Source organism: Pseudomonas sp. 382 (genome assembly GCF_002759075.1).
In the GTDB taxonomy this organism is placed as follows: Bacteria; Pseudomonadota; Gammaproteobacteria; order Pseudomonadales; family Pseudomonadaceae; genus Aquipseudomonas; species Aquipseudomonas vlassakiae.
On the sequence record NZ_PEMX01000019.1, the window covers coordinates 84953 to 96244 of the forward strand.

The 11292-nt window shown below is 62.3% G+C and carries 14 protein-coding genes and 1 tRNA gene; 4 read left to right on the forward strand and 11 right to left on the reverse strand.

The features are described from left to right. Position 1 precedes the first annotated feature (1 nt). From CQW31_RS20260 to CQW31_RS20280, 5 genes are all read right to left on the reverse strand, one after another. Positions 2-1420 (reverse strand): GGDEF domain-containing protein, encoded by a 1419-nt coding sequence (locus CQW31_RS20260; RefSeq protein ID WP_099815241.1) that lies wholly within the window; start codon positions 1418-1420, stop codon positions 2-4. A gap of 138 nt (positions 1421-1558) precedes the next feature. Then, positions 1559-3388, reverse strand: coding sequence for an SLC13 family permease (locus CQW31_RS20265; protein ID WP_054884925.1), 1830 nt, complete (start codon positions 3386-3388; stop codon positions 1559-1561). Between the two features lie 153 nt (positions 3389-3541). Then, on the reverse strand, positions 3542-3934 hold the full coding sequence (locus CQW31_RS20270; RefSeq protein WP_082433539.1) for a glycine zipper domain-containing protein: 393 nt from the start codon (positions 3932-3934) through the stop codon (positions 3542-3544). Between the two features lie 74 nt (positions 3935-4008). Further along, entirely contained in the window at positions 4009-4191 is a 183-nt protein-coding gene (locus CQW31_RS20275; protein ID WP_054884927.1) for a hypothetical protein, read from the reverse strand. 113 nt (positions 4192-4304) lie between these two features. Beyond that, positions 4305-4598 (reverse strand): RcnB family protein, encoded by a 294-nt coding sequence (locus CQW31_RS20280; RefSeq protein WP_054884928.1) that lies wholly within the window; start codon positions 4596-4598, stop codon positions 4305-4307. 103 nt (positions 4599-4701) lie between these two features. Here CQW31_RS20280 and CQW31_RS20285 point away from each other — a divergent pair, with 103 nt between their 5' ends. Then, the gene (locus CQW31_RS20285) at positions 4702-5052 is read left to right on the forward strand and encodes a hypothetical protein (RefSeq protein ID WP_054884929.1); all 351 of its coding nucleotides are present in this window, start codon (positions 4702-4704) and stop codon (positions 5050-5052) included. A 121-nt stretch (positions 5053-5173) separates the two neighbouring features. Here the strand turns inward: CQW31_RS20285 and CQW31_RS20290 are convergent, their stop codons facing one another. The 4 genes from CQW31_RS20290 to CQW31_RS20305 form a co-directional block, all read right to left on the reverse strand. Beyond that, entirely contained in the window at positions 5174-5941 is a 768-nt protein-coding gene (locus tag CQW31_RS20290; RefSeq protein ID WP_099815250.1) for an SDR family oxidoreductase, read from the reverse strand. A 23-nt stretch (positions 5942-5964) separates the two neighbouring features. Further along, positions 5965-7032, reverse strand: a complete 1068-nt coding sequence (locus CQW31_RS20295) for a phosphotransferase family protein (protein ID WP_099815242.1) — start codon at positions 7030-7032, stop codon at positions 5965-5967. Positions 7033-7217: 185 nt separating this feature from the next. After that, positions 7218-7535, reverse strand: coding sequence for an SCP2 sterol-binding domain-containing protein (locus tag CQW31_RS20300; RefSeq protein WP_054884931.1), 318 nt, complete (start codon positions 7533-7535; stop codon positions 7218-7220). A 54-nt stretch (positions 7536-7589) separates the two neighbouring features. After that, a complete protein-coding gene (locus CQW31_RS20305) occupies positions 7590-8300 on the reverse strand; it encodes a histidine phosphatase family protein (RefSeq protein ID WP_099815243.1) in 711 nt (236 codons plus the stop codon). Between the two features lie 194 nt (positions 8301-8494). Between CQW31_RS20305 and sohB the strand changes: the two genes are divergently transcribed. From sohB to CQW31_RS20320, 3 genes are all read left to right on the forward strand, one after another. Then, on the forward strand, positions 8495-9514 hold the full coding sequence (gene sohB / locus CQW31_RS20310) for a protease SohB (protein WP_099815244.1): 1020 nt from the start codon (positions 8495-8497) through the stop codon (positions 9512-9514). Positions 9515-9667: 153 nt separating this feature from the next. Further along, positions 9668-9741, forward strand: a tRNA-Cys gene (locus CQW31_RS20315). A gap of 139 nt (positions 9742-9880) precedes the next feature. Next, entirely contained in the window at positions 9881-10858 is a 978-nt protein-coding gene (locus CQW31_RS20320; RefSeq protein WP_099815251.1) for a site-specific integrase, read from the forward strand. Here the strand turns inward: CQW31_RS20320 and CQW31_RS20325 are convergent. Together CQW31_RS20325 and CQW31_RS30965 are read right to left on the reverse strand one after the other, a co-directional pair. Next, positions 10855-11100 carry an AlpA family transcriptional regulator gene (locus tag CQW31_RS20325; protein ID WP_099815245.1) on the reverse strand — a complete coding sequence of 82 codons (246 nt, stop codon included), beginning with the start codon at positions 11098-11100 and terminating at the stop codon, positions 10855-10857. The genes CQW31_RS20320 and CQW31_RS20325 overlap by 4 nt on opposite strands. Positions 11101-11109: 9 nt before the next feature. Then, positions 11110-11292 (reverse strand): hypothetical protein (locus tag CQW31_RS30965; RefSeq protein WP_143524242.1); only part of this gene is annotated, 183 nt, incomplete at its 5' end.

Consider the following 11292-nt stretch of genomic DNA (forward strand, 5'->3'; position numbering starts at 1 on the left):
CTCAGATGACCTGGCGCTGCGCCTCGGCCTGCTCGACGCGATTGCGGCCATGCGCCTTGGCCCGGTACAGCGCCTGATCGGCGCGCGCCAGCAGGTCGTCCAGGCTCGGCGCGCGCTCGTCCGCGGCGCAGCCAGCCAGGCCAATGCTGACGGTGATCTGCAAGCGCGTATCGCCCTGAGCCGCATGCAGGTCCTGCACGGCGCGGCGCAGACGTTCGGCGGTGAACGTGGCCTGTTCCGGTGGTAGCCCCGGCAGCACCACCACGAACTCTTCACCGCCCAGGCGAGCCAGCAGCGCTTCGTCGTGCAACTGCTCCTGCAGGGTACTGGCGAACTGGCGCAGGACCTGGTCACCGACCGCATGACCATGGCAATCGTTGATCGATTTGAAATGATCGATGTCGAGCATCATCAAGGTCAGCGGCAGCCCATGCTGCTGACGGCTGTCGAGCAGGGCATTGGCGCGCCGGGTAAAGGCACTGCGGCTGAGCAGGCCGGTGAGGTGGTCGATGGTGGCCTGGTGCGCCAGGCGCGCCAGCAGGCTGCGGTTGGCCTGGCTGACGCAGGCGACGACCAGCGGGCCGAGGACCAGCATGGCGATCCCCAGGCGCGCCGACATCAGCGTGGTGACCCCAGGCTCGCTCTGCGGCACGCTGAAGTGCATGAGGTTCTGCGCCACCGCCACGATCAGTGTGCTGCCAGCGGTAAGCGCCAGCAACGAAACCAGAAAAGGCGAGTACGTCCAGGCACACCACAGTAGCGCGGCAATCGGAAAGGCAATGGCGCCAGGGCCGCCGAAGGCGATGCTCAAGGCCAGTGAGGCCAGCAGCACCAACAAGGGCGCCAGGCGGATAGCCTGGGCGCCGCTGCGCATCAGTACACGGGTCGAATGGGCGGTGAGCAGCACCGGCAGCACCAGCACACTGGTCGAGAACTGTTCGCTGAACCAGGCCAGCCAGGTGGCCTCCAGCGACTTCTCGAACCACGGTGTAGCCATTACGCAGGCCATGCTGGCCGCCACCACGGCACCCGCTGCGCAGGCGCCGAAAACACTGAGCACGCCATGCGGGGTACGCATCCGCCTATGCAGGCGGGGCAAGCGCGAAAGCAACCACCACACCGTCACCACCACGCCGAGGTTGCACAGGTTGAACCACAGGGCGGGAGCCCAGGCACTGCCACAGGCCAGGTCGGCGGCGACCATGGCCAGCCACACCAGGCCAAAGCCCACCAGGCTGGCCTGGCGCGGGTAACGCAAGAGCACCCCGGCCAGCACCGCATTGACCGGCCAGAACAGTGATAATGATTCGATCGGCCGGGCCAGGATCCCGCCGAGGGTCAGGGCGAAGGTCAGGGCGAACAGGGCAAGGTAGGGCAACAAACGCGATTGTGCTGGAAAAACCATAGGCTCGACCGACAAGCGGAAACGAAATCCAGGACAACGGCTATAAGCACCTGGGGCATTGGCGTGTCAGTGTGTTGGCACCGGGTGCTTGATGTCAATCTGCCGTGTTCGTGCAAGTTGATGTCAAATAGCCTCCAATCCTCGCCATGTTGCCTAAAGACCGAAGAACCAGGGCACCATCAGCACCGTGACCAGCATCACCAGTACGGTGAAAGGCACTCCGATTTTGACGAAGTCGGCAAAGCGGTACTGACCCGGGCCGAGCACCAGGGTGTTGACGGGTGAAGACACCGGCGTCATGAACGCTGCCGATGCTGCCAGGGCGACGGTCATGGCGAACGGGTAGGGCGACAGGCCCAGCTGAGTGGCCGTGCTGATCGCCACCGGGGCCATCAGCACGGCGGTGGCGGTGTTGGAGATGAACAGGCCGATGATGGCCGTGACCATGAACAGGCAGGCCAGCATGGCCAGCGGCCCGGCACCGCCCAGCAGGCTGACCAGGCCACCCACGGCCAGGTCGATGCCGCCGGTTTTCTGCAGCGCCTGGGCGAACGGCAGCATGCCGACGATCAACACCAGGCTCTGCCAGTGAATGGCCCGGTAGGCGCTGTTCATGTCGATGCAGCGCCCGGCGCCCATCAGCAGGCAGCCGATCAGCGCGGCGATGACATTGGGTACTGCGCCGCTGACCATCAACCCGACCATCACTGCCAGGCTGAGCAGGGCATGGGGTGCACGGGCGCGGGCTGGCGCCACCTGATCGATCTCGGCCGGCAGGCTCAACACCAGAAAGTCCTTTGGCTGGCTCTGCAGCTGGCGCACGGCTTTCCATGGGCCGACCACCAGCAGCGTATCGCCAAGGCGCAGCTTCTCTTCCACCAGTTGTTCTTCAATGGCCGCCTGCTCGCGGCGCAGGCCAACCACATTGAGGTCATAGCGGGTGCGGAAGGCCAGTTCCAGAATGCTCTTGCCGATCAGCTGCGAGCCCGGCGGCAGCGACACCTCCGCCATGCCCAGGTCCTGCGACTGGTCGATGAAATAGGCGGCCTTGAAATGCAGCGGTTCCAGTTGCATGGTCTGGCACAGTGTGCGCAGGTCGTCGCGTTTGGCGAACAGGTCGAGCAGCAGCACATCGCCTTGCTGCAGGACGGTGCCTGAATCGGCGGCGATCACCCGGGTGGTGAACTTGTGCTGGCGTTCGATGCCGATGACGTTGGCGCCATGCCTGGTGCGCAGTTCCAGCTCGCCCAGGGTATGGCCGATCAGTGGCGATCTGGGGCGGATGCGCAGGCGCCGTTCGCGGCCGTTGAGCTTGTAGTCAAGCACCAGGTCAAGCAGTGTGCGGCGGCTTTCCACGCGGCCGTCCTTGCGCGTTTCGCCATTGAGCCAGTTGCGAGTCAGCAGCATGTAGCCGATGCCGAGCACCAGCACCACCAGGCCGAACGGGGTGAAGCTGAAAAAGCTGAAGCCGGGCGCGCCATGGCGTACCAGTTCGCTGTGCACCACCACGTTGGGGGGCGTGGCCACCAGGCTGAGCATGCCGCTGATCAGGCCGGCGAAGCTCAGCGGCATCATCAACCGGCTGGGCGACAGTTTCAGGCGCGCGGCAATGCTGAGCACTACCGGGATGAAGATCGCCACCACGCCGGTCGAACTCATCACCGAGCCCAGCCCGGCCACCGAGACCATCAGCAAGACCAGCAGCCGTGCCTCACTGTTACCGGCCTTTTCGCTCATCCATTCACCGATGCGGTAGGCGATGCCGGTGCGTACCAGCCCTTCGCCGATCACGAACAGGGCGGCGATCAGTACCACGTTGGGGTCGCTGAAACCGGCCAGGGCCTGTTCCACGGTGAGGATGCCCGACAGTGGCAAGGCGAGGATCACCAGCAGGGCGACCACGTCCATGCGCGGGCGGTTGATGACGAAGAGGATGACGACGACAGCCAGCAGGCCGAGTACCCAGAGCAATTCCTGGTTCATGGGGCGAGGGTGTTCCTTCACTCAAGGGGGCACGAAAGACAGTAGCAGTCAGTGTGGCAGCTTGCGGTGAAGGTGGTGTTGATGTGCTGCAGGGTTTGCAGCCAAGGGTAAATGAAAAGGGCCGCACGATGCGGCCCTTTCGCTTGACGTCACTCAGTGGCGACGGTGATGGCGGTGCTTGCTGCTGCCACCGTTGTCGCCCAGGTGGTTGCCCAAGGCGCCACCGGCCGCGCCGCCCAGACCTGCACCGATGGTAGAACCGGTCCTGCCACCTACTGCGCCACCCAGCAGCGAGCCGCCGGCCGAGCCCAGGCCACCGCCAATGGCGGCTTCGGTACGGTTGCCTTTCTTCGCCGCTACTGCACTACCGGCGGCACCGCCGAGACCGGCGCCGATGGCTGCGCCAGTGCGGCCGCCCATCTGCTGACCGACAACGTTGCCCAGGACACCACCCAGGCCACCGCCAATGGCGGCAGTACCGTCACCGGCGAAAGCGCCCTGGCACAGCAGCAGGCCAAGGGCGAGGGAAGGTAGAGTCAGACGCATGATTGGAACCTCAGAGGAATCATCAGGTTAAGGTGCCGCACGGATGGGCGGCGGGCCAGGGTAGGGAAGACGCTTCAACGATCGTAACGGTCACTGCGCCATTGGCGGTCGTCGTCATCGTCGCGATCGTGCCGGTGGTGGTGACGGTGGCCGCGGTCGTCGTCGCGCCAGCCGCCGTCATCACGGTAGTGGTGGTGATAGCAGCCCGACAAAAGCAGGATAGCGGCGATCAGTGAAAAGCTTGCAAAGCGGGTCATCTCGATTTAGGTCCTTGATCCGCATAGGTTTACGGGACACTAACTGAGACTGGAATCGATCCATTTGGTTTCCTTGACCCGCAAGATTTTGCTGCGCAAGCGATGAATGGCGCTCAGGAGGCAGGGTGGATGGCAAGCACTACGCCATTAGTGGTCTGGACCAGCACATAGTGATCCCCCATGCGCACCCAGTGGCTTTCCTTTTCCGGTGCGGGCAGGCCCTTGGCTTTCCAGTCGCTCAGGGCCGCGTCGTCGCGTTTGTATTGATCGGGCGCCTTGTCGCCGACCTTGAGTTCGCGGTTATGGGTTTCCGGTGCCTTGACGCTTTCTTCGGCCGAAGGGGCTGCCAGGGTCATCATCGGCAGGCTGGCCAGCAGTAGTGCAGGCAGAAGGTGGTTGGTTTTCATGGCAATCTCCTTGAGGGGTATGTAACAGATGCGACAGCGGCCCGCTTGGGACAATTCACTTGCGGTGCTAGAGTCGCTTTCTTTTTTGCCCCGAGGATGGAACATGCGAGCAATTCTGCCGATGGCTGCGGCGCTGGTGTTGGTCGGTTGCGCGAGCGCGACCATGGATGCGGCACGCGCTGGCAAGCCGACAGCCCAGCTTGACTCGCGCAAGGCGCCGGAGCTGGTGGCCCAGTGCATCCAGTTCAGCTGGCAGAAAGAGGAAGTGTTCGGCGACGACGCCAGCGGCTACCTGGAACCGCGCAAGCAGGGTGGGTTGACGGTTTATACCCGCGAGGCGGAGTCGTTCGTGGATGTGTACCCGCAGGCGGGTGGGACGCGGGTGGATTACTATGCGCAGAAGAATGACGGAGTGGCCCTGCAGCGTCGGGCGGCGGCGGCCACCTGTTTGTAACGGCGATGCAGTACCGGCCTCTTCGTGGGCTTGCCCGCTCCCACAAGGCCATCACAGCTTCTGGGCGCTGTGCAGTACCTGTGAGAGCGGGCAAGCCGGCGAAGAGGCCGGCAAGCGATGATCAGGACAGGAAACCACCGTCGACATTCAGCGCGGTACCGGTGGTGTAGCTGGAAGCATCGCTGGCCAGGTACAGCACGGCACCGGCCATTTCCTTGGGGTCGGCCACGCGCTTGAGCGGGATCTGCTGCAGCGCGGCATTGAGGATGGCGTCGTTCTTCACCAGGGCCGAGGCGAACTTGGTGTCGGTCAGGCCCGGCAGCAGGGCGTTGCAACGAATGCCGAACTGCGCGCATTCCTTGGCGAACACTTTGGTCATGTTGATCACCGCCGCCTTGGTCACCGAATAGATGCCCTGGAACAGGCCCGGCGAAACGCCGTTGATCGAGGCGACGTTGATGATGCTGCCACCACCGTTTTCACGCATCAGCTTGCCGGCTTCCACCGACATGAAGAAGTAGCCGCGGATATTTACGTCGACGGTCTTCTGGAAGGCACTCGGGTCGGTGTCGAGCACGTTGCAGAATTGTGGGTTGGTGGCTGCATTGTTGACCAGGATATCCAGGCGCCCGAACTGTTCACGGATGCCGGCGAACACCTGCTGGATCTGCTCCAGCTCACCAATATGGCAGGCCACCGGCGTAGCCTTGCCACCCGCTGCAATGATCGCCTGCGCCACCTGCTGGCAACCCTCCAGCTTGCGGCTGGAGACGATCACGTGGGCGCCTTGCTGGGCCAGCAGATGGGCAATGGCCTCGCCGATGCCACGGCTGGCACCGGAGACGAAAGCGATCTTGCCGTCGAGGTCGAACAGTTGGGTCTTGGACATGCTGTTTTCCTTGTTGTCTGGCATCAGAGCGTGGACTTGCCGATGACTTGCAGGCTCATCTGCTCCAGCAGCCGGTTCATGTGAATGAACTGGGCGAAGCGTTTGTCCTGGGTCTGGCCGTGGTAGTAGCGGTAGTAGATCTGCTGGACGATGCCGGCCAGGCGGAACAGGCCGTAGCAATAGTAGTAATCGAAGTTGTCCAGGTGGATGCCGGCGCGCTCGGCGTAGTAGTCGACGAACTGGCGGCGCGTGAGCATGCCTGGGGCATTGCTTGGCTGGCGGCGCATCAGTTGCACCGGCGCCGGGTCGCTGGCCTCGATCCAGTAGGCCAGGCTGTTGCCCAGGTCCATCAAGGGATCACCCAGGGTGGCCATCTCCCAGTCCAGCACCCCGATGATGCGCATGGGGTTGTCGGCGTCGAGGATGACGTTGTCGAAGCGGTAGTCGTTGTGCACGATGCCTGGACGCGGGTGGTCGGCGGGCATCTTCTCGTGCAGCCAGTCGATCACGTTCTCCCAGCGTGGCGCATCGGGTGTCAGGGCTTTTTCGTAGCGGCTGGTCCAGCCCTCGATCTGGCGCTGCACGTATCCTTCCGGCTTGCCCAGGTCGGCCAGGCCACAGGCCTGGTAATCCACTTGATGCAACTCGACCAGGCGGTCGATGAAACTTTTGCACAGGGCCTCGGTGCGGCTGGCGTCCAGGCCCAGCTCGGCGGGGATGTCGGAGCGCAGGATCACGCCCTTGACCCGTTCCATCACGTAGAACTCTCCCCCGATCAGCGACTCGTCGGTGCAATGGACGTAGGCCTTGGGGCAATACGGGAATCCGCTGTTGAGCTGGTTGAGGATGCGGAACTCGCGGCCCATGTCATGGGCCGACTTGGCCTTGTGACCGAAGGGCGGGCGGCGCAACACGAATTCACGGCCCGGGTAACTGACCAGGTAGGTGAGGTTGGACGCGCCCCCGGGGAACTGGCTGATGCGCGGCAGGCCTTCGAGGCCGGCGATGTGGCCCTTCAGATAAGGATCGATGACGGCCGCGTCGAGTTCTTCGCCGGGGCGTACCTGGGTGGACTGGTCGGTGAGCGTCATGCGATTTCCTTATTATCTGGTGCAAGGACTATTGGCTAATCTAATGGCCTGGCGGCAGTGGAACAAGCGTGCCAGGCGCCATATAGGCGAGGGTGTTGCTGGTCGATCACTGCACCGAATGCCAGGCAAAAAAAAACCGAAGCCGGCCAGGCTTCGGTTCTTTGATTCTGCGTTGTGCCCAGCACTCAGGAAGGGAACAGCTCGCTTAGTTTCATCGACAGCATCATGTCGCCTTCGACGCGCAGCTTGCCGCCCATGAAGGCCTGCATGCCGTCGGTTTCACCGCTGACGATGCCTTTCAGGGTTTCGCTGTCCAGCACCAGGGTGCAGTTGGCATCCGGGTTTTCACCTTCCTGGATGTCGCAGGTGCCATCTTTGACGATCAGCGCGTATTGCTTGTTTTCGTCGGTGATATTGAAGCCGAACACCAGGTCCAGGCCTTCAGCAGCCGCTGGGTTGAATTTTGCTTTCATCGCTTCGACGGCTTTAGCTACATCGCTCATGGTGTTTTCCTTGTTAAGTGATATTCGCGTCCGTAAGGACACAACGGGCCGGGCTCAACGGTAGGTGATGAGCTCCGGGGCCCTCAACAGCTGCACATGGGCTTGGCTGTTGAAGGAAGCCAGTGCCACGTCACGGCCGCGGAATTTCAGCTGGCTGAGCGACGTGTTGATGATCTGCCAGTTCAGCGCAAAGGCCTGGCTGGGCGTGATTCGGGTAACCAGGTGAAGCAGGGCGGCGATGGTGCCCCCGGATGTGAACACGGCGATGTTTTCGCCACTGCCAGCAGTGCCCAGCACACGCTGCAGGCCGGCTTCGACCCGTGCGGTGAAGGCCTGCCAGGTCTCCAGGCCGTCATCGGCATGTTCGCCCGCGTGCCAGCGCTGCACCATCAGCGCGAACAGGCGCTGGAACTCGCTGCGGTTGCGGGCACCATTGCGCAGTATCTCCCGGGCATGCGGCTCCTCAGTCAACAGGCCGGGCAGCAGGGCACGAATCACCCCATCGGCGTCGAACTCATTGAACGCAAGGTCGGTCTCAATGGCCGGTACCGGGCAACCGCTGGCGTTCATCGCCTGCAGTGCGTGCCGGGCAGTGTCCTGCTGCCGGCGCAGGTCACCCGCCACGCAGCGGTCCAGGTGCAGGCCGAGCTGGGCGAGGTGTGCGCCCAGGGCCTGGCTCTGGCGCACACCGACAGGGGAGAGGACGTCGTAGTCGTCTGCACCGAAGGAAGCCTGGCCATGTCGGATCAGGTAGAGATTGCCCACTGCGGTATCCGGCGTTGAAGGTTGCTCGAGGTTAGGATGCGCCAGACAGGCTGTCAACGAAAAAACATACAAGCGTTTGAAAAGGTTGTTTGAACTGTGTTGCCAGCATTTACCTCGGCTGGCGAGGGCACGGGCGCAACGGTATGCTTGCAGCAGTTTCGCGCCGATCGGGCGCAGGTTCATAAGGAGTCAACGTGGAGTTTCTTGCCGAATACGCAAGCTTTCTCGCCAAAACCGCCACCCTGGTGATTGCCATCCTGGTGGTGTTGTCCGCCATTGCCGGTTTGCGCGGCAAGGGGCGGCGCAAGGCCGGTGGGCAGTTGCAGGTCACCCGCCTCAACGAATTCTATAAGGAGTTGCGCGAGCGCCTGGAAAGCGGCTTGCTTGACAAAGCCCAGCTCAAGGCCCTGCGCAAGCAACAGGCCAAGGCGGAAAAACAGCAGAAGAAGGGCAAGGCTGAGGAAAAGGGCCGGGTGTTCGTGCTCGACTTCGACGGGGACATCAAGGCCTCAGCCACCGAGAGCCTGCGCAACGAGATCACCGCTCTGCTGACCCTCGCCAACCCTCGCGATGAAGTGGTGCTGCGCCTGGAAAGCGGCGGCGGCCTGGTGCACAGCTATGGCCTGGCGGCCTCGCAACTGGCGCGCATCCGCCAGGCCGGCATCCCGCTCACCGTGTGCATCGACAAGGTCGCGGCCAGCGGCGGTTACATGATGGCGTGCATCGGCGACAAGATCATCAGCGCGCCCTTCGCCGTGCTGGGCTCGATCGGTGTGGTGGCGCAGTTGCCCAACGTCAACCGCCTGTTGAAGAAGCACGACATCGATTTTGAAGTGCTGACCGCCGGCGAGTACAAGCGTACCCTGACCGTGTTTGGCGAGAACACCGAGAAAGGCCGGGAGAAGTTCCAGGAAGACCTGGACATCACCCACCAGCTGTTCAAGGACTTCGTGGCCCGCTACCGCCCGCAGTTGCACATCGATGAGGTCGCCACCGGTGAAGTCTGGCTCGGCATTGCCGCATTGAACCGCAAGCTGGTCGATGCACTGCAGACCAGCGACGAGTACCTCAGTGAGCGCGCCCGCACGGCCAGCCTGTTCCACCTGCACTATGCCGAACGCAAGAGCCTGCAGGAGCGAATCGGCATGGCCGCCAGCGGCACGGTTGAGAACACCGTGGTAGGTTTGTGGAGTAAACTTGGGCGCTTGCGCTAACACCTTGAACCCGTTGAAATTTTTTTTCGTTCAGGGGGTTGCAAGGTGAAAAGAATGCGGACATAATGGCGCCCATCGAAACGCAGCAAACCTTGAAAAGGTGCGGTGTTTCAAGGAGATAGCGAAGCGCAAGCTGCTAGATCCGAACTTTGAGGCCGAGTAGCAAAGTGGTTATGCTCCGGATTGCAAATCCGTCTACGCCGGTTCGATTCCGACCTCGGCCTCCACCATTCGAAAGCCCCGCAGCCATTGAGGTTGCGGGGCTTTTTTAATGCCTGCGGATTGGTCACGAACCCTGCATTTGGGACAAATCTGGGACACTGGAAGAAATTGCATGTCCCAAATGTCCCCGGCAAAATCCGGTTCATGGCTACTTTCGAACAGCGCCCAGGCGGCGCATGGCGGGCAAAGATCCGCCGCAAAGGATATCCCGCACTTTCCGCCACCTTCGACACCAAGGCCGAGGCCCAGCGATGGGCGGCTGAGATTGAAGGCGACATGTCGCGGGCTCGTTTCGTCGACATGCGTGAGGCTGAGCGAACGACCCTGGCCGAAGCATTGGACCGCTATGCCCGCGAGGTCAGCGTAGAGAAAAAGGGCGCCAAGCAAGAGCTGACGCGCATCAATAAGTGGAAGAAGCATGCTTTAGCCGACAAGGGCTTGGCCGTGTTGAAGTCCAGCGACTTTGCGCTGTACCGAGATAATGAGCTCAAGGCGGGAAGGTCCGTGTCCACGGTCAAGCTTGACCTGGCGATCATCAGCCACCTGTACACGGTGGCGATCAAGGACTGGGGTATCGAGGGGCTGAGCAACCCGATTTTCAAACTTCGCATGCCCAAGGGGGCAAAGGAGAGGGATCGTCGACCGGCCAGCTTCGAACTTGCGGACGTAATCGAGAAGGCGGGGGCGATTCACGCCGAGATGCCGGCGATCATCAAGCTTGCGGTGGAAACTGCCATGCGCCGTAGCGAACTGCTGGGGCTGCGCCGCGAGAACGTGAAGGAAAAGCACGTGGTGCTTGAGGATACCAAGAACGGGACCAGGAGAACGGTGCCACTGTCATCGAAAGCCAGGGCAGCACTCGACAGTCTGCCGTATCGGCTCGATGGCAATTTGTTCTCCCTGGCCCCGCACTCGGTTAGCCTGTACTTCAACCGGGCCTGCAAGGCTGCCAAGGTGAAGGACCTGCATTTCCATGACCTGCGCCACGAAGGAACCTCCAGGCTTTTCGAGAAGGGGCTGTCGATCATGGAGGTGGCCAGCATTACCGGGCACAAAACGATGAGCCAGCTCAAGCGGTACACGCATTTGTGCCCGAACACTCTGGCGGACAAGCTGGGCTAGCGAACGCTGGCGAGGGTCGGCGGTGCATTGCGCTTCCGGCCCCGCTTGGCTGGCACATGCAGACCCTGTTCGTACTCTTCCAAGAACTTGCGCACCGTCGCGACCCGCCAACACACGCGCTTTCCCTGCTTGAAAAATGGTGGCAGCCAGCTGGCTCCGTCCTGCCGCGCACTGCGGATCGATGATTCTGTGCGCCCGAGCATCTTGGCCAGCTCGGGAACGTGGATGATTTCTTGCTCCATCTGACCTCCTTAGGCCAAAAAGTGATGCCCGACCTTCGCCGCCCTGGCGGCTTCCTCAGTGCGGAACATGAGCTGGGTTTTGCTGATCCGGCCATAGGCCTCGTATTCGGCATCGACCCAACAGGCGCCGAACTTGCGGTACGGCTCGCCGAGGATCTTCGTGACGTAGCAGTCGATCAGGTTCATGGATGG